Origin of the sequence: Bradyrhizobium sp., assembly GCF_036009065.1 — a bacterium.
Lineage (GTDB): Bacteria > Pseudomonadota > Alphaproteobacteria > Rhizobiales > Xanthobacteraceae > Bradyrhizobium.
On the sequence record NZ_DASYMN010000333.1, the window covers coordinates 1 to 21,584 of the forward strand.

The window sequence follows — 21,584 nt, forward strand, 5'->3', positions numbered from 1 at the left end:
CTTCGAGACGCCGCGCAAGCGCGCGGCTCCTCAGAGTTTGTGAATCTATTCGAATTTCGACGTTTCTGCGGGTCCTAAGTCTTTGATTTGACTCATGTCGGAAAACGCAAAAATCAATAGATTCACAAGCTCTCAGGATGAGGGCATCTGGTGCATCCCTGCCATTATCTAATGGCGATGGTCGGCGCGGCGCCGCTCGCGTAGGACAACCATATTGCCCACGCGAATCCTTGAAAGCCATCTCTTGAACAAGTCCGTCATCATCGAAGACGAAACGCTGGTCGCGCCGGTGGTGGTCGAGGAGGTGGCGAGCAACGCCATGAAATCCGCCGCCGTCACCGGGCCTGCCTATGTCGTGCTGGCGGGCATCAGCTTTTCGCATTTCCTCAACGACACCATGCAGTCGCTGATTGCCTCGGTGTATCCGATCCTTAAAGAGAGCTATTCGCTGGATTACACCCAGATCGGTCTGATCACGCTGGCGTTCCAGTTCACAGCATCGCTGCTGCAGCCGGTGATCGGCCATATGACCGACAGGAAGGCGCAGCCGTTCTCGCTGGCGCTCGGCATGGGCTTTACGTTTTTCGGCCTGTTGCTGCTCAGCGTGGCGGCGCGATATCCCGTCATCCTCATCGCCGCGGCGCTGGTCGGGCTCGGTTCCGCGGTATTTCATCCGGAGTCGGCGCGGATCGCGCGGCTCGCCTCCGGTGGACGATTCGGTTTCGCGCAATCGGTGTTTCAGCTCGGCGGCAGTTTTGGGACCTCGATGGGTCCGGTGCTGGCGGCGCTGATCGTGGTGCCGTTCGGCCAGCCGAGCATCGCCTGGTTCTGCTCGATCGCGTTCCTCGCGATCGTCATCCTGTGGCGGATCGGCGTCTGGTACAAGCCGCAGATCGCGTCGAGGAAATTTCCGGCGCCGAAGGCACATCCCGATGCGCCGGGTAGTGGCCGCATCCGGATCGCGCTGCTGGTGCTGGTGGCGCTGTTGTTCTCCAAGCAGCTCTACGTCTCCAGCCTGTCGAGCTATTACATCTTCTACCTGATCGACAAGTTTCATGTCTCGACCCAGGCCGCGCAGCTTTATCTGTTCATCTTCCTTGCCGCGAATGCGGTAGGCGCCTTCTTCGGCGGCCCGCTCGGCGACCGCTTCGGCCGCAAATATATCATCTGGCTTTCGATACTGGGCGCGCTGCCGTTCACGCTGGCGCTGCCCTATGCCGGACTCTATGCGAGCGCGGTGCTGACGATCTTCATCGGGCTCATCATTTCATCCGCAACCTCGTCGATCATCGTGTTCGCGCAGGAACTGATGCCGCACCGCTTCGGCATGATCTCCGGCGTATTCTTCGGTGTCGCCTTCGGCATCGGCGGCCTCGGCGCCGCCGTGCTTGGCAAGGTCGCCGACGACATGGGCATCGCCTTCGTCTACCAGATCTGCGCGTTCCTTCCCGCCATCGGCCTGCTCGCGGTGTTCCTGCCGAAGATGCCGAGAGTGGCGCGCTGATACTGGATGGATTCGTCATGCCCGGCCTTGTGCCGGGCATCCACGTCTTCCTTCGCTGGATTGCCTGAAGACGTGGATGGCCGGGACGAGCCCGGCCATGACGAGCATATGTTTCTATCAACACATTGTTAGCGATTGTGGCGAGGGCGCCATTTTGCGCGGGGCAAATCCCGCGCAAAAAAATCCTCAGAGATTATCAACCTTAAAAATTAGGGTTAAGCGCCGCTTAAGGTTTTGGTGGCATCGTCCGACCGTGAGTTTTTGATGTGAGGCCTCCGTTGTCTGCCTCACCGGACAAAAGGACGAAGCCAATGCGTAGCGTTAAGTTTCTGATTGCCGCCGGAGCGGCATCGTTGTTGTCGTCAGCAGCGTGTGCCGCCGACATGGCCATCGCAGCGCCCCCGCCGGCGTATTATCCTCCGCCGGTCGAAGATTTTGGCGGCTGGTATCTGCGCGGCGATATCGGCATGACCAACACAAGGGGCAAGTTCTTCGCGCCCGCGTATAATGACGCATCGACGCTGTCGTTCAGTCAGCTCGGCCACGAGTTCACGAGCGGAACGTCGTTCGGTCTCGGCGTCGGCTACCAGTTCAACGGCTGGTTCCGTGCCGACGTCACCGGCGAATTCCGCTCCAAGGTGCACTTCAGCGGCACCGATTTCGCCAATATCGCAGGGCTCGGGCCGATCGCCGATACCTACAGCGCCGGCTATACCAGTTGGGTCGGGATGGCCAACATCTACGCGGATCTCGGCACCTGGTGGTGCATCACGCCGTTCGTCGGTGTCGGTCTCGGCGGCGCCTTCAACCAGATCAGCGGCCTGACCGATTTTGGCGCGATACCGAGCCCCGGCGTCGGATCGGTCAACGCGGCGGTCTACTTCGCGAACGCCGCCGAAACCAAGGCCAATTTCGCCTGGGCGGCCCATGCCGGTCTTGCCTACAAGGTCAACCAGAACTTCACCGTCGAACTGGCCTATCGCTATCTCGATTTGGGCACGGCAATCACCGGCGGCGGTTCGACCTTCGACGGTACGCGCAGCACGCGCGCCTTCGAGTTCCACGATCTGACCTCGCACGACATCAAGCTCGGCGTGCGCTGGACCTGCTGCGATGTTCCGCCCCCGGCGCCGCTGATCCGCAAGGGCTGATCGGTCCGCACCTCGCTTAACCAGTCTTAACGGCGCGGGATTTTCCCGCGCCGTTTTGTTTGCGCAACTGGCATGAAAACGGCGCACGACAACGATTGGTTAAGGTTAACGAGCGATGATCAGCGCCAAGTCAGAGTGCGATGGAGCGTTGCGATGCGTAGACTTTTGCTGGCGGCGGCGATGTTTGGATCGGCTACGGCGGCGCAAGCGGCCGACATGCCCGATTTCCTTCGTGGCAGTCTTACTCCCTCGGCCCCTGTGACCATGAACTGGGAAGGCTGGTACGCCGGCGGCCAGGCCAGCTACTCATCCTCGGAAATCGATTTCAGCCACGCTCCGAAGTCATTGACGAATTTCCTGCTGCGCAACAGCGTACTTCAGGATCCGGTCTCGCAGTGGGCGCTGCTGTCCAAGAATCATGCGCAGGGCACCGGGTTCGGGGGGTTCGTCGGCCGCAATTTTCAGTGGAGCGATGTCGTGCTCGGCATCGAGGCCAATTACAATTACATCAACAGCCTTGCGAGCGAGTCCACCAACGCGATGGGCCTTGGCATCGTCAATCCCGCCGGCTCGTTGCCGCCGACGGGCCATACCTACACCTACAACACCACGCTGTCGGGCAACGCTGCCTTGCAGATCAAGGACGTGCTGACGTTCCGCGGCCGCGCCGGCTGGGCCGCCGGCAATTTCCTGCCCTATATGTTCGGCGGAGTGGCGGTGGGCCGCACGGATGTGTCGCGCTCGGCAACCATCACCTATAACCTTCAGGACGATTACGACGTCCCGGTGCAAACCCGGGTCGGGACCGATCTGCTCGGCAATCCGATTATTGTCACCAATTTGGTTCATCACAGGGATTTCACCAATACCGTTGCAGCTTCCCAGGCGGAACAGCGGGTCAACAATTTCGTGGTCGGCTGGATCGGCGGACTCGGGTTCGAATACTGCCTGTGGGGCAATGTGTTCGTGCGCGGCGAATGGGAGTACGTCCGGTTCATCAACACCAAGGATATCGCCGTATCCATGAACAACGCGCGGGCGGGAATCGGCTACAAGTTCTGATCCGAACCCGCGCGATACTGTTGACAGAATGGATTTCGGCTGCTGGTCTGTCGCCGAGGTGAGGACGGCAGCCAGCCATGAAAATCTACGGCGACAGCAAATCGGGCAATTGCCTGAAGGTGAAATGGGTCTGCGACGTCCTCGCGCTGCCTTACACCTGGATCGATGTCGACACCCTGAAGCGCGAGACCCGCACCACGCCGTTTCTCAAGCTCAACCCCGCCGGCCAGGTGCCTACGGTCGAATTCGACGACGGCCGCACGCTGGCGCAATCCAACGCCATCATCCGCTATCTCGGGCGCGGCAGCGATCTCATTCCCGCCGACAGCTTTGCGGCGGCGAAGATGGATGAATGGCTGTTCTGGGAACAGTACAGCCACGAGCCCTACATCGCGGTGTGCCGGATGCAGATGGTGTATCTGGGCAAGGCCGCCTCGGACCTCGACACCGACAAGATCAAGGGTGGGTACGCGGCGCTGGCGCGGATGGAGCAGCAGCTTGCCGCAACGCGGTATCTGGTCGGCGACCGCGTCTCGCTGGCCGACGTGTCGCTGCTGGCCTACACCCGTGTGGCGCATGAGGGCGGTTTTCACCTCGATGGCTATGACGCCGTGCGGCGCTGGATCGGCGACGCCGAACACGCGCTGGGCCTGCCTGCGGTTCATTGAATTTCCACAGCAATCCATCGGCGACCCGCATCAACCCCGCGTGACGTCCGCGAACCGGCTTGACGCGCCGCAGCTATTGCCATATCTCCGCCGGCGGGACACCTCCCCCCAACGGGAGGCTTGCTATCTGGAAGGATAGATCATGACTGCAGCAAAGCCCGCTTTGCGGCCCAATGTGCCGCATTTCTCCTCCGGCCCCTGTGCCAAGCGACCCGGCTGGAATCCCAACAATCTCAAGGACGCAACGCTCGGCCGGTCGCATCGCGCAAAAATCGGCAAGGCAAAACTCAAGCTCGCGATCGAACTGACGCGCGAAGTGCTTGAGGTGCCCGCCGGCTATCGAATCGGCATCGTACCGGCGTCGGATACCGGCGCGGTCGAGATGGCGCTGTGGTCGCTGCTCGGTGCACGGCCCGTGACGACGATTGCCTGGGAATCCTTCGGCGACGGCTGGGTCAGCGACATCGTCAAGGAATTGAAGCTCAAGGACGTCACCAAGCTGCATGCGCCCTATGGCGAGATTCCCGATCTTTCCAAGGCCGATCCCGCATCCGATATCGTCTTCACCTGGAACGGCACTACCTCCGGCGTGCGGGTGCCGAACGCAGACTGGATCAGTGCGGCCCGCGAAGGTCTCACCATTTGCGACGCTACCTCGGCGGCGTTCGTGCAGCCGCTCGATTGGGCCAAGCTCGATGTGGTGACTTTCTCCTGGCAGAAGGCGCTGGGCGGCGAGGCCGGCCACGGCATGCTGGTGCTCTCCCCGCGCGCGGTGGCGCGGCTGGAGGGCTACAAGCCGGCGTGGCCGCTGCCGAAGATCTTCCGCATGACCAAGGGCGGCAAGCTCAACGAAGGCATTTTTGAAGGCGAGACCATCAACACGCCGTCGATGCTGTGCGTCGAGGATTACCTCGACGCGCTGAACTGGGGGAAATCGGTCGGCGGCCTCAAGGGATTGATGGCGCGCGCCGACGCCAACACCAAGGTGCTGGCCGACTGGAAAGCGAAGACGCCCTGGATCGATTTCCTGGCGAAGGATCCGTCGATCCGCTCCAATACCTCGGTGTGCATGAAGGTGGTCGATCCCGCGATAACACGGCTGTCGGCGGAGGCGCAGTCCGACTTCGCCAAGAAGCTGGTCGCATTGGTGGAGAAGGAAGGCGCCGGCTACGATTTCGCGCATTATCGCGATGCGCCGGCGGGCCTTCGCATCTGGTGCGGCGCGACCGTCGAGGCAAGGGACGTTGCATTGCTGACGCAGTGGATCGACTGGGCGTTCGCGGAAACGAAGTCGACGCTGGCGAAGGCGGCGTAAGTCTTACCCTCCCCTGAAGGGGGAGGGTCGACGCACCGTAAGGTGCGGCGGGGTGGGGTGATCTTCCCTGCCCACTCAACGCAATTATCACACTGTAGCTTCACCCCACCCCGGCGCTTCGCGCCGACCCTCCCCCTCCAGGGGAGGGTGAAGGAAAAAACAATGTCCAAGCCCAGGGTTCTCATTTCCGACGCGCTGTCTCCCGCCGCGGTGCAGATCTTCAAGGATCGCGGCATCGAGGTCGATTTCCAGCCCAATCTCGGCAAGGACAAGGAGAAGCTCGCCGAGATCATCGGCAATTACGATGGGCTGGCGATCCGCTCCGCCACCAAGGCCACCGCGAAAATCCTGGAAAGGGCAACGCGGCTGAAAGTGATCGGCCGCGCCGGCATCGGCGTCGACAATGTGGAGATTCCGGCCGCGACGGCGAAGGGCATCATCGTGATGAATACGCCGTTCGGCAATTCGATCACCACCGCGGAACACGCGATTACCCTGATGCTGGCGCTGGCGCGCGAAATCCCGCAGGCCGATGCCTCCACGCAAGCCGGCAAATGGGAGAAGAATCGCTTCATGGGAGTCGAGATCACCGCCAAGACGCTGGGCGTGATCGGCTGCGGCAATATCGGCGCCATCGTCGCCGACCGCGCGCTGGGCCTGCGCATGAAGGTGGTCGCCTACGACCCGTTCCTGTCGCCGGAGCGCGCCAAGGACATCGGCGTCGAAAAGGTCGAGCTCGACGATCTGTTGAAGCGCGCCGATTTCATCACGCTGCATACCCCGCTCACCGAAAAGACCAAAAATATCATCGACGCATCCGCGCTGGCGAAGATGAAGAAGGGCGTGCGCATCATCAATTGCGCGCGGGGCGGTCTGGTCGACGAGCAGGCCCTGGTCGATGCGCTGAATTCCGGGCAGGTGGCGGGGGCGGCCTTCGACGTGTTCGTCGAGGAACCCGCGACCACGAACGTGCTATTTGGCCATCCCAATGTGATCTGCACGCCGCATCTTGGTGCTGCCACCACCGAGGCGCAGGAGAACGTCGCGTTGCAGGTCGCGGAACAAATGTCGGATTATCTGTTGAGCGGCGCGATTTCCAACGCGGTGAACTTTCCGTCCATCACCGCGGAAGAGGCGCCTAAACTAAAGCCATTTATCGATCTCGCCGAAAAGCTCGGCTCGTTCGCGGGGCAATTGACCGAGAGCGGCATAGCCAAGGTGACCATCACCTATGAGGGTCATGTCGCTGAAATGAAAATCAAGGCGCTGACCTCGGCGGCGCTGACCGGCCTGCTGCGCCCGATGCTGGGCGACGTCAACGTGGTCTCGGCGCCGGTGGTCGCCAAGGAACGCGGCATGGTGGTGGATGAGATCGTGCGCGCCGCGCAAAGCGATTACGAAAGCCTGATCACGGTTACCGTCACCACCGAGCGGCAGGAGCGTTCGGTGTCCGGTACGGTCTATGCCGACGGCCAGCCGCGCCTGGTCGACATCAAGGGCATCCGGGTCGATGCCGAGTTCGGCAAGTCGATGATCTACGTCACCAACGAGGACAAGCCGGGCTTCATCGGCAGGTTCGCGAGCCTGCTTGGCGATGCCAACATCAACATCGCCACCTTCCATCTCGGCCGCAACAAGCAGGGCGGCGACGCCATTGCGCTGGTCGAGATCGACGGTGCGGTGCCGGCGGACGTGCTGGCCAAGGTGCAGACGCTGCCGCAGGTCAAGCAAGCCAAGGCGCTGAAGTTTTGATATCGTCTTCACCCTCCCCCGAGGGGGGAGGGTCGCCGCGAATGAAATTCGGGGCGGGGCGGGGTGAAGTGTTCATCCGCGGCTTCACCCCACCCCGTCTCGCATCTCGCTTCGCTCAAAGCGAGCCGACCCTCCCCCTCCAGGGGAGGGTGAACCGTGCTGCAGGTTGCGCCTGCCAATAACTTGCTCTCTGATGTCGGCAGGAACTTGCCGAGGCCTGCGTAGCAGGCCCGCGACAGGGGAGCACCCGCACCATGCCGTACCAGCACATCCTCATTGACGAACCAAGGCCGCGGGTGCGGCGCATCACGCTGAACCGGCCGGAAAAGCGCAATGCGCTGAATAATCTTCTCCGCGCCGAGGTTTTCGATGCGCTGGAGGCCGCCGATCGCGATCCTGATATTTCGATCTCGATTGTGCGCGGCGCCGGTCCGTGTTTTTCCGCCGGCTACGATCTGTCGTCGGACAATTCGGTCGACCAGCCGTATCACTCGGCGGCCGGGCCGGGGCAGTGGTCGCGGCATGTGGTCGAGGGATGGTTCGGAATCTGGGACCTGGCAAAGCCCGTGATCGCGCAGGTGCACGGCTATTGTCTCGCCGGGGGCACTGAACTTGCCACCGCCTGCGACGTGGTCTACGTCGCCGACGACGCCCAGATCGGCTATCCGCCGGTGCGGCTGATGAGCCCGCCGGATATGCAGTATCATCCCTGGCTGGTCGGCATGCGCCGCGCCATGGAATTGATGCTGACCGGCGACGCGATGTCCGGGCGCGAGGCCGCGGAGTGGGGTTTCGCCACCCGGTCGTTTCCGCTTGCCGAATTGGACGAGCGCACGCTGGATTTTGCCGAGCGCGCCGCCAAAGTGCCGGTCGAATTGCAGCAGCTCAACAAGCGTTCGGTGCACCGCGCGATGGAGATCATGGGGGCGCGGGCGGCGATGCGCGCCGGCACCGAAATCCAGGCGCTCGCTTTCACCACCGAGGCCAGCCGCGCCTACATGGCGACCTTCCGGCGCGACGGCGGCAGCGTCAAGGCGCAGCTCGACCAGCGCGATACGACGTTCGGGGATTACCGGACGAAGAAGGAGTGATAGAGCTGCTATCCCGAGCAACAATCCCACCGTCATCCTGAGGAGCCGCGCTCTCGCGCGGCGTCTCGAAGGATCGGCCACAAACGCCTGCGGCCATCCTTCGAGACGCGGCCAAGAGGCCGCTCCTCAGGATGACGGTGGTGTGTGGGTCTATGTAAGTTACTGCTTTTCGATCCCCGCATCGGCGATCAGCTTCTCCCACACCACGAGCTGGTCCTTGAGGAATTTCTCGAATTCCTCGGGCGGCCCAGAAAAAGCTTCCATGCCGCGCTCGCCAAGCGCGTTCTTGACCTCGGGCCGGTTGATGATCTTCTGGATTTCGCCGTTGAGCTTCAGCACGATGTCCTTCGGCAAATTGGCGGGACCGAGATAGCCCTGCCATGAGGTGATATCAAAACCCTTGACGCCGGCCTCGTCCATCGAGGGAAGGTGGGGCAGCAGTGCCGAACGGTTCTTTGTCGTGACCGCGAGCGCCTTCAACGCCTTGCCGTTGACATGGGGCAGGCCGGTCAGCACGTCGACGAACATCATGCTGACGCGTCCGGCGATGACGTCGGTCAGCGCGGGCGGCGAACTCTTGTAGGGAACGTGCAGCAGATCGAGACCGGCGAGGCGCGCGAAGGTGGCGCCCGACACGATCGCCGATGATGAGCCGCTGGCATAGGAGTACTTGCCCGGCTCCTTCTTCGCCAGCGCGATCAATTCCTGCACCGAGTTGGCCGGAATTTCCGGATTGATCACCAGCATGAACGGCAGGTCGCCGGTGCGTGCGATCGGCGTGAAATCCTTGATCGGATCGTAGCTCATGGTTTTCAGCAAGTAAGGATTGGCGGAATGCGTGGTGTTGGTGGTGACGAACAGCGTGTAGCCGTCGGGAGTGGCGCGCGCGACATAGCTCGCCGCGATCGAGCCGTTGGCGCCGGCCTTGTTGTCGATCACCATTCCGACGCCGAGCGCGGTGCCAAGCTCCTTGGAGATGATCCGCGTGGTGGTGTCGGTGCCGCTGCCGGCGGCGAACGGCAGCACCAGGGTGATGTTGCGGCTGGGATAGGCCGGGGTTTGCGCGAGGGCGCTGGAGGTGAGGCCGGCGAATGCAACGGCGAACACGGCAATACGCGAGCATGACGAGACCATTCTGTTTCCTTCTCCCAATTTTTCATTTTTTGGCCGGTAGGCAGGCTAGCCTGCCAAGCCGCGAAGCGGAAGCCGCTACCGCGCCGCAGGTCGGGCGACGGCTTTCCTCTCCCTTCGGGAGAGGTGAAGAGGCGCGCGGGAAGACGAGGGCTAACCCGCTTTCCTTGCGCGCGCTTTCGCCTTGACATCCTTCGGCGCGCGTTTTTCTTCCGCCTTGGCGGCGCGCTTGCCGGAGATCGGCAACAGCATCTCGCGCTGGCCAGCCGCCGCCTTGCGCGGCTTTTTGCCTTTCGCGGGCTTGGTGTCAGCCGAGGATTTTTCCGCCGCCGCGGGCTTGCCGGAAATGCTGCGCTTCAGCGCGTCCATCAGGCTGATCACGTTGTCGCTCGAGACAGGCTTCGACACCGAGGTGATGCGCTCGCCGTTGCGCTTCTTGTTGATCAATTCGGTCAGCGCCGCCTCGTAGTGGTCCTCGAATGTCGCGGGCTCGAAATGGCCTGACTTCTGCTGCACGATGTGCTTGGCGAGATCCAGCATGTCCTTGGTGATCTTGACGTCTTGGATGTCGTCGAAATACTCCGCCGAATCGCGCACCTCATAGGGATAGCGCAGCAGCATGCCCATCAATCCATTGTCGCGCGCTTCGAGTGCGATGACGTGCTCGCGGTTGGTCAGCACCACGCGGGCCAGCGCCACCTTGTCGAGCGAGCGGATGGTCTCGCGGATCACCGCATAGGCGTCATGGCCGACCTTGCCGTCGGGCACGATGTAATAGGGACGCACCAGATAGAGCTCGTCGATCTCCGATTTCGGCACGAACTGGTCGATCTCGATGGTGCGGGTGGATTCCAGCGCGATGTTGTCGAGTTCGTCCTTGGAGATTTCGATATAGGTGTCGGTGTCGACCTTGTAGCCTTTCATGATGTCGTCGGAGGAGACCTCCTCGCCGGTGTCGGCGTCGACCTTCATGTATTTGATGCGGTGGCCGGTGTTGCGGTTGATCTGGTTGAAACTGATCTTTTCGGAATCGGAGGTCGCCGGAAACAACGCGACCGGGCAGGTGACGAGGGAAAGGCGCAAAAAGCCCTTCCAGTTGGCGCGTGGGGCCATGGTCTACTCCAGACACAACAGGGTACAGCCGGAGATACTATCATTCCGGAACAATTGGACAAAGATGGTCAAGGTTAATTTGTTCCGCAATGGTGAATGATGTCGCGCGATTGCGATGGCTCAGCCGCGGTCACACAACATCATGATCCGCGATGCGAACGAAAAGGAAACAAGCATGGGCGTCGACTTGCTGAACATCAAAGGACTAGGCGAACTGGATCCGGCAGCGCCGGTGGTGATGCTCAACCTGATGCGCTTCCGCGAACGCGCGCTTGACGGCGACGGCAGCGGCTGGGACGCGTATTTGCGCTACAGCGCCCTGACCGTGCCGATGATCAAGGCGCGCGGCGGCACGCTGCTGTGGACCGGTAACGCCAAAACGGTGGCGCTCGGCGCGGAACACGGCAACCAATGGGATTATGTGGCGCTGGTGTACTACCCGTCGCTATCGGCATTCATGGACATGATGACTTCGGCGGATTACGAGACGAAATGCGATCCGCATCGACGCAACGGCTGCGCGGAGCACGTCATCATCTGCACCCACGAGGCCTACAGCAAGTTCAAGGTTGGCCAGACTGTTTCACGATGACGCCGCCGGCTTCCTCGAGGCGACGTAGACGCCGGTCAGCACCAGCGCGTAGCCGAACAGATGGAACAAATGCGGCTGCTCGCCGAGAAAGAAAATCGCCATCGCCGAGCCGAACACCGGGACCAGATGAAAGAACGGCGCCGCGCGGTTGGCGCCGATCAGCTGTATGCCGCGATTGAAGCAGAGATAGGCCAGCGTCGAGGGAAACACCGCGACATAGACCAGCGACAGCAGATTGGCGGTATCGATCTGCATCAACGGGCGCGAGAACAATTCCCAAATCAATGCCGGGATCAGGCACGCAGCTCCGACGCCGAAGGTGAAGCCGACGAACGACAGGCCGTGGATGTTGGGCCGCTTCAGCGTCAGCACCGAATACAGCCCCATGATCGCCGTCGCCACGGTGAAGATGACGTCGCCCTTGTTGAATTCGATATTCTTCAAGGTGGTGAGGTCGCCATGCAACAGGATCGCCAGCACGCCGCATAGCGACAGCGCAATGCCGCAGGCCTGCGCCGGCGTCAGCCGGATGCCGAGCAGGGCCAGCGACCAAATCGCGACGAACAGCGGCCCCGCCGATTGCAGCAGCAGCGTATTGAGCGCCTGGGTATGCTCCAGCGCCCAGTATTGCAGCGTATTGAAGCCACCGATGCCGGTGACAGAGAGCAGCACCATCATGCCGAGCCGCGCGCGGATCTGTGGCCAGTCGCGCACCAGATGACTCCATGCGAACGGCAGGATGATCAGGAACGCGCCGCTCCAGCGCAGGAACGACAGCGTCACCGGTGCGATATGCCCCGCGGCGAAGCGGCCGACGATGGCGTTGCCGGCCCAGAACAGCGCGGTCAGGCTGAGCAGCAGATAGGGCTGATTGGCGAGCCAGCGGGTGGAGGGGCCGGAAGAGGCGCGATCAGACGGTGTCATTGCAATCATTCTGTAGCCCGGGTGAGCGCAGCGAAACCCCGGACCTAAGCTCCCCGATTGCGCTTCGCTCCATCCGGGTTACCTGCCTAAGGTCCTGACACGGATATTCCACCCACATCAATGGCACTGACGCATTGCGACCATGCACTGGATCGCGCCGCCCGCGAGAGCGTGGCGCAGGGCAGCCGTGCCAACGATCGAGCCAAAAAAATTTGCCGGACCACCACGTCAGGTTGCCATGCGCATGCATTGCGCAGCTGTGCCGGCGCCGCGGCGTGGCCCGGCGGGGCGTGTTCCGGGCAGGGAACATGCTCAACGCATGAGATTATTCTCTCTAGCCGTTGCGCGGCAGGCGTCACAATATGCAGGACCATGGTCCATTACATTCGCGCGCGAATTTCACGCGGGCAAATATTGACGTTCCGATTAGCTTGAGAATATGATCGGAAAAGTTGCAGGCTCGCACTTATTTCGATGCTGATGGGAGGGGCATCGCGTTTTGAGTGAGATGATTTTGCAGCCGCAGGTCATCAAGCAACAATTAACAAGATAAGCTCGACCGCGACCGCTCCAAAACCATTGCAATTTCCCGATCTAATACCGGCGGCGGCTCGCGACCTAAAACTGACCGGAATTCCAGACGCGCCGGCTCGCGCCCGCGTATTAGCATCACTGCGTCCAGAACAGGCAGGGGTTTCCATGACAAATCACTCACCGATTTTCACGTCATCATCGGCGACGGGCACCTTCAGCGAGTACACCAACACCACAGGTTCGTCCGCGCTGCACACGTTGACGGGGACGATGAATTTCACCGACAGCGATCATAGCGACACGCATACGACGACCGCGGCGCTGAAGTCCGCAACGGTGTCGGGCGGTACGTTCATCCCGGCGTCCGTGCTGGCGCATTTCCAGACCGCCATGACTTCCCAGAAGTTGAGCGACAGCAACGGCACCGGAAAGATCAGATGGACCTTCAACGACGCCGATAACGATTTCGATTTCCTGTCCAAGAACCAGACGCTGGTTCTCACCTATGACATCAAGGTTTTCGATAATCATGGTGGTTCCGTCACACAGACCGTCAAGGTGACCGTTACCGGAACCGACGACGGGCCGCAGATCAGCACCACGGCGGTGGCCACGGTAACGGAGCAGGCCAACAAGACCCTGTCGTTTTCCACCGATACGGTTCACGTGGCGCTGGCATTCACCGACGCCGATCTTGCCAACACCGGCCACACCGCGACCGTGCTCTCGGCCTCGGCGACCGGCAACACGTCGGGAATCATTTTCGGTAACGCCCAGCTGATGGCGTATTTCGACGTCGACAACGTCGTCAAGAATGGCGGCTCCAGCAGCGGTGTCATCAACACCACTTTTTCCGCTCCCGACCTTTCCTTTGACTACCTGGCGGCCGGTGAACACCTCGATATCACCTATGTGGTGCGGCTCGACGACCACGCCGGCGGCGTCTCGACGCAGAACGTCCAGGTGACGGTGGTCGGCACCAACGACGCGCCGTTCTATATCTGCGGGCCGCAAACCGAGCATCTGGTCGAAGGCCAGGACGTCAATTCGTCGGGCAATCTCCATGCCGACGGCGATCTGCTGTTCACCGACATCGACCTGTCCGATGCCCACACGGTCTCGACCACCGTGACGGCGACACGCACGGGCGGCGGCGCGATCCCGCTCACCAATGCCGAACTGCTGGCGGCGTTCAGCACGTCGCTGAGCCCGGACTCCACCGGCCATCTGATCGGCGATGTCGACTGGGATTTCATGCTGCAGAACAGCGCGGCGAGCTTTCTGCAATCCGGCGAGACGCTGACGCTGGTCTACCACGTCACCATCGAGGATCCCTCGCTCGGATCGGACACGCAGGACGTCACCATCACGATTCTCGGCACCAACCATGGGGTCGTCATCACCAGCGGACCGGAATCGGCCTCGGTGTTCGAACTCGCCGACACCACCGGCTCGGCCGCGATCGACACCACCACCACGGCGCCGGCCGGCACGCTTGACTTCACCGACGCCGATACCGGCGACACCCACACCGTCACGACGACGCTGGTCTCGACCTCAGGCGGACCGGTACCGTCGGCGACGCAAGCCGATCTTGCGGCGGCGATTTCGACCACGCTGCACGATTCCACCGGGACCGGCGCCGGAAGCGTGGACTGGGACTTCGCCATTGCCGACCAGGATCTCGACTACCTTGCCGAGGGCGAGACATTGACGGTCAATTACAACGTCAAGGTCAGCGACGCCTCGACCGATGCCAACCAGACGGTTTCCGTCGTCGTCACCGGCGCCAACGACGCCGTGGCGATCACCAGCGGACCGGATTCGGCAACCGTGGCGGAGCAGCCGGATACGGTCGGCTCGACCACGCTCGATACATCGTCCACCGGCACGCTCGCCTTCGCCGACGTCGATCTGAGCGACGCTCACTCGGTCAGCGTGGCGCTGGATTCCGCGGTCTGGTCCGCGGGCGAATTCTTCGTCCCCGCCGACACCCTCGACGCGCTGCAGACGGCGCTGATGACCACGCTGCAGGATTCCACCGGCAGCGGCGCCGGCGGCATCGACTGGACCTTCGCCATCCAGGACAAGAATCTCGACTTCCTCAGCCCGGGCGAAACCCTGACCGCGACCTACAGCGTCACGGTATCGGACGGCATCACCACGTCGACCCAGCAGGTGACCATCACCGCCACCGGCGCGGAAGACCCGATCGTCGTCAATCCGCTCGATGTGGCCGTGAACGACACCTTCCTCCGCGATGAGGGCAACATTGTCGCGTCCGGCAATGCCATCCTCGATGCATTCGACAGGCCCGGCGACAGCTCTTCCACGCTCAGCATTACCGACGTGAACGGCCAGGGCACCGACACGACGGTCGCCGGAACCTATGGATCGCTGTTCATCGGCTCGGACGGCACCTTCCTCTACACGGCCAATGCCGCCTTCGACCTGCTGCAGGTCGGCGTCAATCCGACCGACCAGTTCAGCATCACCGTGAGCGACGGCCATGGCCACAGCGAGGTGACGACGCTGACGTTCAACATTGCCGGCGGCAGCGACGCGCCGGTCATCACCTCGACCAATGCGCTGGGCTCGGTCACGGAAGATGCGGGGCCGACGGTTGCGGTCAATGGCGGCTTCGAAAGCGGCGATCTCACCGGCTATTCTTCTTCCGGCGTCTCGGTCGATCCGCTGTTTATCGGCGGCGAGTTCGGCAACTATTCGGCGAGGCTCTCGGGCACCGGTTTCCTCGAGCAGGATCCCACGACGGTCGCCGGACAGCATTATATCGTCAGCTTCTATGTAGCCGGCGATGCCGAAGCCAGCGCCAGTTCGCTTCAGGTGTTCTGGGACGGCGCCCAAATTCTCTCCCAGACCGACGTGACGCTGGGGTTCACCAAATACACCTTCGATCTGGTGGGGGACGCCTTGGACCCGACCACGCAACTGTTCTTCGATTTCTCCACCGACGGCACCGGAATTCTGATCGACCAGATTTCGATCACGCCGACGCCGGGTCCGGCGGTCGAGACGACCAGCGGAAGCATCGCCTTCACCGACATCGAGACCGCTGATACCCACACCGCGAGCTTCACGGCGGATGGCAGCGGCTATGTCGGGACGTTCTCGCTCGATCCGGTTTCGGAATCGGGCGGCAGCGGTTCGCTGGCTTGGCATTACAGCGTCGATAATGCCGATATCCAGTTCCTGGCGCAGGGCCAGACGCTGGTCCAGACTTACTCGGTGACGGTCACCGACGACCACGGGGCCTCGACGCTGCAGACCGTGACCATCGCGATCGACGGCACCAACGACGCCCCGACCGCGGTCAGCGACACGATCATCTCCGACGCTGGGCCCAACGGCACCGTTATCATCGCGCCGTGGGCATTGGCGGCGAACGACACCGATCCGGACACGACCGACCAGCTCTTCGTCAACAGCATCGGCACCAGCACCGGCGGCAGCGGGGGTGGCGCTTTCGGCTTCGTATTCTTCTCCGATGACGCCACGCTCGGCGGTTCGTTCACCTACGATGCCGGCGACGGTCACGCGACCAGCGGTAATTTCGCCACCGTGAACGTCGTCAACAACGCGACCACGACCACGACGCTCACCGGCACCGGCGCCAACGAAATCATCATCGCCACCCAGGGCAATGAAGCGCTCGACGGCGGCGGCGGCAACGACATCCTGTTCGGCTTCGACGGCGACCACCTGTTCACCGGCGGCACCGGCAACGACACTTTTGCATTCCAGAGCCAGCCGACCGGCGCGAACGTGATTGCCGACTTCAACAATACCACCGAGCAAGACCACATTGCAGTCTCCGCCAACAGTTTCGGCGGCGGGCTGACCGCGGGCATGGACTTGTCGTCGGTCTTCGAAACCTCGGGCGACGACCAGTTCTCGGGAAGCGGCGCGGTATTCCACTTCGACACCGCCAACGAGACGCTTTACTTCAGCGCCGACGGAACGACGGCGTCGGCGATCACGCTGGTGCAGGTCCAGGCCGGCGTCACCATCAACCCGCACGATCTTCTCATCGTGTGAGGTAGGTAAAACTTTGCAAACGCTTCATTGCCGGGCTTCAGGCCCGGCAATCGGACCTTCTTCGAAAAATAATTTCATGAAGGGGATGGACGAGCCGTCATTCCCGATCGGATCGGGGCTCCTGCATGTGCGCGGAGCCTTGCCCACCGTCAGCGGCGGTCGGTCTGGCGTTTGACGATCTGTTCGGCGAGCTGAACCAGCATCTCTTTGGCCGCATGATCAGTCAATTCGTGAAACGCCCGCAGCAGGCGCAATGCGAGCAGCGTTTGCAGCGGACTGAAGGGCTCGATGGAAGAAAGGTCCTGGTCTTCCTCCGTCTCGCCGGCCAGGCGACGGAAGAAATCGACGGGGTTGAATGCGTCCGCGAGTTGCAGATGGTGGACGACACCATTCGGCGCTTTATCCTCTTTCGCACAGGTAAGCCCGAGAACTTCCGCAAGATCGCTCTGCGAAAGCCCGATGGCTAGCCAGCGCGCCTTGACGATCTGGTCGATCTGCGCGTCGATCGCATTGCTCTTTTCTTGAGTCATGGTTTCGCTCTGCTGGTGCGATCCGGAAATATCCGGCAGGACTCAACGTTCTGCCAACGGTCGCGCTGATGCCTGGTCGCGCAGTACGACCTGGAGGAAGTCGCCGTCGCACAGGTCAGGAAAACTTCCGGCAACAGACGGGTGCGCATCGACGGTAACAACCGCTGATAGCCAAGAAGACGGTCACCGTCAAGACAGGGGCCGGCGCGCCGGCCGTCGTATTGGCTGATCCCGCCACCGTCCGGCCGCTGGAAAGCGTAGCGCAAGGAGTTGCACACCCCATTGTGATGACGCGAAGTCTTGCCGCGAATGTCACAGCGACGCCGTTGCCGGCGTAGCTGCGCGTGACGCTGGACGCGGGCTCGGAGGTGCGGTCAGCGCAAGCCGCCGATGGTGCCGGATGGCCGTGGGTTCGACATCGTGCGGCGGGCGGCAAAGCTCCGCTACGCAACTCCGCTGATCGGCCGCGTCAAGGCTGCAGAGCCGGCGGCGACGATCACCGCCGCGGTCATTCACTGCGCGCCCAATCAATCCCGATGCCTGTGGCGTTTAGTGATCACCACCCGGTCACGGCCGCGATGTTCGCCACGGTACAGTCCACGATCAAGGCCACCGTCCAGTTCTCCATACGCGAACCCTGCCCGCGCATTGTTCACGTGAGCTCCACGCCGAAAAAAGGCGGCCCGGGGGCCGCCTTTCAATTCGAATATCCCTTAGTCGATCTCTTCGATGACCCGGCGCTCGCCTGGCTCAACGACGTAGGTACGGTTGTCGCGGTAGATGTAGCGATACTCCCGCAGCGCCGGCGCTTCGCGGTAAACCGTTTCCGGGAATTCCTCTATTTCCACCGTATCCGGCAGGCGCTCACCCCTGCGGATTTCGACCCGAGCCGCGCCGCTGCTGCCCGTGGTCCGCCGCTCGGTGGATGCCCTTGTATGTCTGCGAACAACGTCACGGTCCTTATCGGTGAATGTCGCCTTGCTGCGCGTGCTTGCGGGCGCTGCGGCGGTGCCGCCTCCCGAACGCGGCAGCACCGTCACGATCTTGTAGGTCGCGGGGTCGACGATTACGATTTCGTCGCGCACCATGACGAAGTTGTAGCCGCGATACTGCGGAACCACTTCGACGACATCAGCCGGCAGCGTATGCAAACGAACGTCGCGGGGGATCGCGGTGCCAACCGACACCGAGAAATTCACGTGGCTCAACGGCTGGACGTTGACGCGCGCGAACGACTGCGACAGCTGCGTTCGCTGCCGGTCGTTGATGTTCACCGATGTATTGACGTTGGTGGAGGAAGACTGCGCGGTATTGGGCTGGTTCGATTTGGCGGGCTGCTGCGCCGTGTTGGTGTTCGCGGACCCGCTGTTATTCGGGGCCTGCTGCGCCTGGTTATTATTCGGAGCCTGCTGGGCCTGGTTGTTCGCAGCGGGCGGGCTGTTGGTCTGGGCCTGAGCGGGCGCCGCCGACCCGCCCGATTGCGCCGCCGGAGGATTGCCTTGTGCCTGCGAGGGGCTGGACGTAGCCGGAGCAGATTGGCTGGTAGTGGAATTCGCAGCGGGCGCAGATTGGCTGGCGGTCGAACTGGAAGGCTGCGTCGACCTGTTCGATTGCGTCGAGTTTGATGGTTGTGCGGTTGTCGACGAACTGGAACTCGGAGCGTTGGTCTGCGGCTGTGCCGAGGCGGGGGAATTCGTCGTCGAATTGTTCGGCGATTGGGCGAAGGCCGCTGTCCCCAATATGAGGCAAACGGCGGTGCTCGCCAGTAGCTGCTTGTTCATGTTGGAACTCCTTTCCCAAGGATGGGATTGCAGCCAAATAAACCGGCAGGTGGGAAGTCTGTTCCTCGGCGCGGAACTTATGTGGGGCTCCGGCCGTTGTCCGGGAACATTCGGCAATTCTCTCGTTTACATCGGTAGGAAACCCCAGAGGAGGTTCAGTATGCATAAGCTCATTATCTCGCTTGCGCTTGGCGCCGGTACCCTGTTCGCCACCGCCGCATCGGCGGCTCCGCTCACCAACGGCCTCGTAGCCGTTCCCGACAACGGCATCGAAAATGTCCGCATGGTCTGTAACGAGGACGGGCGCTGCTGGCGCGAACGCGGCGCGCGCCGCGTCATCGTCGAAGATTCCTACGGCTATGCGCCCCGCGAGCGCTACATCGAACGCCGCGGCTATTATGACGGCGGATACGACCGTGGCCCGAGCGTCGGCATCGGCGTCGGCCCCGGCGGCGTGGGCGTCGGCGTCGGCGTAGGCCCGCGCTGGTAAGCGGGCAAACGCTGGTAGTCAGAAGAAGGCCGCAGAAAAACCTGCGGCCTTCTTTTTTGTCTGTCTTTGGCGCGTTCCGGGATAGCGTGCGCGACAATACCGTGCTGGGGGAGGACATTGTGACGAGAACCATCGCCGCCTTGCTGGCGCTCGCCCTGTCGGCCGGCGCCGCGGCCGCGCAACCAGCGACGAGCCTCAAGGAGCAGATCGTCGGCACCTGGAATTTCGTCGTCGCCGAGGTAACGGCGCCCGACGGCAAGAAGTCGTTTCCGTTCGGCGATACGCCGAAAGGCATTCTGATCTTCACCGCCGACGGCCGCTTCGCGCAGATCCATGTCGCCGGCGACGTGCCCAGGATCGCGTCCAACAACCGCCTGACCGGCACGGCCGAGGAATACGCCGAGATCATGCGGCGAAGCCTGTCGGTGTTCGGCAGCTACACGGTCGACGAGGTGAACAAGACGGTCACCTACAACATCGTCTTGGCTTCTTTCCCGAATTGGCAGGGCGAGACGCAAACCCGCGCCATCGACAAGCTCACGTCGGACGAGTTCGTCAACACCAATCGCAGCGTAGCCGGAGGGCGCGGCAGCGCGAGCAATCTGTACAGGCGGGCGAAGTAAACGCGCGGATTTTTCCGGGGATATCAATGGGTTGATGACCAATTGGGTGGGCTTCAATCCGCGTTCCTGCTTGCTTCGCCCGCCCGCATCCTTTATCCGGTTAGGCTGCCTCGCATCCGAGCGGCCCCGGCCGTGTTTTTCGCCGGGCGTCTGATCACTTGCAGGGAACTCATTCGTAATGGCCAATGTTGTCGTGGTCGGCGCCCAGTGGGGTGACGAGGGGAAGGGCAAGATCGTCGACTGGTTGTCGGAACAGGCCGACATCGTCGTGCGCTTCCAGGGCGGCCACAATGCCGGCCACACGCTGGTCATCAACGGCGAGACCTACAAGCTGGCGCTGCTGCCGTCGGGCGTGCTGCGGCCCTCGAAACTGGCGGTGATCGGCAACGGCGTGGTGTTCGATCCGCAGGCGTTTCTCGACGAGGTGGCAAAGCTGCGGAAGCAGGGAGTCGCCATCAGCCCGGATAATCTGCGCGTCGCCGAAAACGTCACGCTGATTCTGCCCTTGCATCGCGAGCTGGATTCGATCCGCGAGAACGCCAGCAAGGCCACCGCGATCGGCACCACCCAGCGCGGCATCGGCCCCGCCTATGAGGACAAGGTCGGCCGCCGCGCGATCCGGCTGATGGACCTCGACGACATGCAAAGCATGCCGCACAAGATCGAGCGGCTGCTGGCGCATCACAACGCGATCCGCCGCGGGCTGAACCTGAAGGAGATCGACGGCGCCGAAATCCTGAAGGATTTGACCGCGCTGGCGCCGAAGCTGCTGCCTTATGCCGAGACGGTATGGCGGCTGCTCGACCAGAAACGCCGCGAGGGCAAGCGGATCCTGTTCGAGGGCGCGCAGGGCGCGCTGCTCGACGTCGACCACGGCACCTACCCTTATGTCACCTCGTCCAACACCGTGGCGGCGCAGGCCGCGACCGGCACCGGGATGGGCCCGGGCGCGGTCGGCTATGTCCTGGGCATCTGCAAGGCCTATACGACCCGGGTCGGCCAGGGGCCGTTTCCGACCGAGCTGCATGACGAGATCGGTGAGGAGATCGGCCGCCGCGGCAAGGAGTTCGGCGTCAACACCGGGCGCAAGCGGCGCTGCGGCTGGTTCGACGCGGTGCTGGTGCGTCAGACCGTGCGGACCTGCGGCATCAACGGCCTGGCGCTGACAAAGCTCGATATTCTCGATGGTTTCGATACCATCCAGGTGTGTACCGGCTACCGGCTGGACGGGCGCGAAATCGACCATCTGCCGGCCGGCGAGGGCGCG

At 62.4% G+C, this 21,584-nt stretch carries 17 protein-coding genes; 12 read left to right on the forward strand and 5 right to left on the reverse strand.

Annotated elements, in window-relative coordinates:
* Positions 1-244: 244 nt before the first annotated feature.
* The 7 genes from VGP39_RS20590 (at position 245) to VGP39_RS20620 (ending at position 8,543) form a co-directional block, all read left to right on the forward strand.
* The gene (locus VGP39_RS20590) at positions 245-1,504 is read left to right on the forward strand and encodes an MFS transporter (protein WP_327569955.1); all 1,260 of its coding nucleotides are present in this window, start codon (positions 245-247) and stop codon (positions 1,502-1,504) included.
* A 311-nt stretch (positions 1,505-1,815) separates the two neighbouring features.
* The gene (locus VGP39_RS20595) at positions 1,816-2,655 is read left to right on the forward strand and encodes an outer membrane protein (protein ID WP_327569939.1); all 840 of its coding nucleotides are present in this window, start codon (positions 1,816-1,818) and stop codon (positions 2,653-2,655) included.
* A 153-nt stretch (positions 2,656-2,808) separates the two neighbouring features.
* Positions 2,809-3,717, forward strand: a complete 909-nt coding sequence (locus VGP39_RS20600; protein WP_327569940.1) for an outer membrane protein — start codon at positions 2,809-2,811, stop codon at positions 3,715-3,717.
* Between the two features lie 77 nt (positions 3,718-3,794).
* Entirely contained in the window at positions 3,795-4,385 is a 591-nt protein-coding gene (locus tag VGP39_RS20605) for a glutathione S-transferase family protein (RefSeq protein WP_327569941.1), read from the forward strand.
* 142 nt (positions 4,386-4,527) lie between these two features.
* Positions 4,528-5,700: a phosphoserine transaminase gene (locus VGP39_RS20610; protein ID WP_327569942.1), complete on the forward strand. Its 1,173-nt coding sequence runs from the start codon at positions 4,528-4,530 to the stop codon at positions 5,698-5,700.
* A gap of 162 nt (positions 5,701-5,862) precedes the next feature.
* Positions 5,863-7,452 (forward strand): phosphoglycerate dehydrogenase, encoded by a 1,590-nt coding sequence (gene serA, locus VGP39_RS20615; RefSeq protein WP_327569943.1) that lies wholly within the window; start codon positions 5,863-5,865, stop codon positions 7,450-7,452.
* Positions 7,453-7,706: 254 nt separating this feature from the next.
* Entirely contained in the window at positions 7,707-8,543 is an 837-nt protein-coding gene (locus VGP39_RS20620; protein ID WP_327569944.1) for an enoyl-CoA hydratase-related protein, read from the forward strand.
* 159 nt (positions 8,544-8,702) lie between these two features.
* On the opposite strand, the gene VGP39_RS20625 is transcribed toward VGP39_RS20620, so the two are convergent.
* Complete coding sequence (locus tag VGP39_RS20625) at positions 8,703-9,677, reverse strand: tripartite tricarboxylate transporter substrate binding protein (RefSeq protein WP_327569945.1); 975 nt, start codon at positions 9,675-9,677, stop codon at positions 8,703-8,705.
* 150 nt (positions 9,678-9,827) lie between these two features.
* Positions 9,828-10,787, reverse strand: a complete 960-nt coding sequence (locus VGP39_RS20630; RefSeq protein WP_327569946.1) for a Ku protein — start codon at positions 10,785-10,787, stop codon at positions 9,828-9,830.
* Positions 10,788-10,962: 175 nt separating this feature from the next.
* On the opposite strand from VGP39_RS20630, the gene VGP39_RS20635 reads away from it, so the two are divergent.
* Positions 10,963-11,379 carry a DUF1330 domain-containing protein gene (locus VGP39_RS20635; RefSeq protein WP_327569947.1) on the forward strand — a complete coding sequence of 139 codons (417 nt, stop codon included), beginning with the start codon at positions 10,963-10,965 and terminating at the stop codon, positions 11,377-11,379.
* Here the strand turns inward: VGP39_RS20635 and VGP39_RS20640 are convergent.
* Complete coding sequence (locus tag VGP39_RS20640; protein WP_414644748.1) at positions 11,371-12,303, reverse strand: DMT family transporter; 933 nt, start codon at positions 12,301-12,303, stop codon at positions 11,371-11,373. The genes VGP39_RS20635 and VGP39_RS20640 overlap by 9 nt on opposite strands.
* A gap of 699 nt (positions 12,304-13,002) precedes the next feature.
* Here VGP39_RS20640 and VGP39_RS20645 point away from each other — a divergent pair.
* A complete protein-coding gene (locus tag VGP39_RS20645) occupies positions 13,003-16,893 on the forward strand; it encodes a VCBS domain-containing protein (RefSeq protein WP_327569949.1) in 3,891 nt (1,296 codons plus the stop codon).
* A gap of 149 nt (positions 16,894-17,042) precedes the next feature.
* Here VGP39_RS20645 and VGP39_RS20650 read toward each other — a convergent pair whose 3' ends face one another.
* Together VGP39_RS20650 and VGP39_RS20655 are read right to left on the reverse strand one after the other, a co-directional pair.
* Positions 17,043-17,423 (reverse strand): hypothetical protein, encoded by a 381-nt coding sequence (locus VGP39_RS20650; RefSeq protein WP_327569950.1) that lies wholly within the window; start codon positions 17,421-17,423, stop codon positions 17,043-17,045.
* A 713-nt stretch (positions 17,424-18,136) separates the two neighbouring features.
* A complete protein-coding gene (locus VGP39_RS20655) occupies positions 18,137-19,204 on the reverse strand; it encodes a DUF1236 domain-containing protein (RefSeq protein ID WP_327569951.1) in 1,068 nt (355 codons plus the stop codon).
* Between the two features lie 160 nt (positions 19,205-19,364).
* Here VGP39_RS20655 and VGP39_RS20660 point away from each other — a divergent pair, with 160 nt between their 5' ends.
* From VGP39_RS20660 to VGP39_RS20670, 3 genes are all read left to right on the forward strand, one after another.
* Positions 19,365-19,694: a hypothetical protein gene (locus VGP39_RS20660; RefSeq protein WP_327569952.1), complete on the forward strand. Its 330-nt coding sequence runs from the start codon at positions 19,365-19,367 to the stop codon at positions 19,692-19,694.
* 119 nt (positions 19,695-19,813) lie between these two features.
* Positions 19,814-20,317 carry a lipocalin-like domain-containing protein gene (locus VGP39_RS20665; RefSeq protein ID WP_327569953.1) on the forward strand — a complete coding sequence of 168 codons (504 nt, stop codon included), beginning with the start codon at positions 19,814-19,816 and terminating at the stop codon, positions 20,315-20,317.
* 178 nt (positions 20,318-20,495) lie between these two features.
* On the forward strand, positions 20,496-21,584 hold a 1,089-nt coding region (locus VGP39_RS20670), incomplete at its 3' end, for an adenylosuccinate synthase (RefSeq protein WP_327569954.1).

Bases quoted from the DNA above. Each gene is read 5' to 3' on its own strand.
- VGP39_RS20595 (WP_327569939.1), top strand. From the start codon at position 1,816: ATGCGTAGCGTTAAGTTTCTGATTGCCGCCGGAGCGGCATCGTTGTTG.
- VGP39_RS20600 (WP_327569940.1), top strand. From the start codon at position 2,809: ATGCGTAGACTTTTGCTGGCGGCGGCGATGTTTGGATCGGCTACGGCG.
- VGP39_RS20605 (WP_327569941.1), top strand. From the start codon at position 3,795: ATGAAAATCTACGGCGACAGCAAATCGGGCAATTGCCTGAAGGTGAAA.
- VGP39_RS20610 (WP_327569942.1), top strand. From the start codon at position 4,528: ATGACTGCAGCAAAGCCCGCTTTGCGGCCCAATGTGCCGCATTTCTCC.
- serA (WP_327569943.1), top strand. From the start codon at position 5,863: ATGTCCAAGCCCAGGGTTCTCATTTCCGACGCGCTGTCTCCCGCCGCG.
- VGP39_RS20620 (WP_327569944.1), top strand. From the start codon at position 7,707: ATGCCGTACCAGCACATCCTCATTGACGAACCAAGGCCGCGGGTGCGG.
- VGP39_RS20625 (WP_327569945.1), bottom strand. From the start codon at position 9,677: ATGGTCTCGTCATGCTCGCGTATTGCCGTGTTCGCCGTTGCATTCGCC.
- VGP39_RS20630 (WP_327569946.1), bottom strand. From the start codon at position 10,787: ATGGCCCCACGCGCCAACTGGAAGGGCTTTTTGCGCCTTTCCCTCGTC.
- VGP39_RS20635 (WP_327569947.1), top strand. From the start codon at position 10,963: ATGGGCGTCGACTTGCTGAACATCAAAGGACTAGGCGAACTGGATCCG.
- VGP39_RS20640 (WP_414644748.1), bottom strand. From the start codon at position 12,303: ATGACACCGTCTGATCGCGCCTCTTCCGGCCCCTCCACCCGCTGGCTC.
- VGP39_RS20645 (WP_327569949.1), top strand. From the start codon at position 13,003: ATGACAAATCACTCACCGATTTTCACGTCATCATCGGCGACGGGCACC.
- VGP39_RS20650 (WP_327569950.1), bottom strand. From the start codon at position 17,423: ATGACTCAAGAAAAGAGCAATGCGATCGACGCGCAGATCGACCAGATC.
- VGP39_RS20655 (WP_327569951.1), bottom strand. From the start codon at position 19,204: ATGAACAAGCAGCTACTGGCGAGCACCGCCGTTTGCCTCATATTGGGG.
- VGP39_RS20660 (WP_327569952.1), top strand. From the start codon at position 19,365: ATGCATAAGCTCATTATCTCGCTTGCGCTTGGCGCCGGTACCCTGTTC.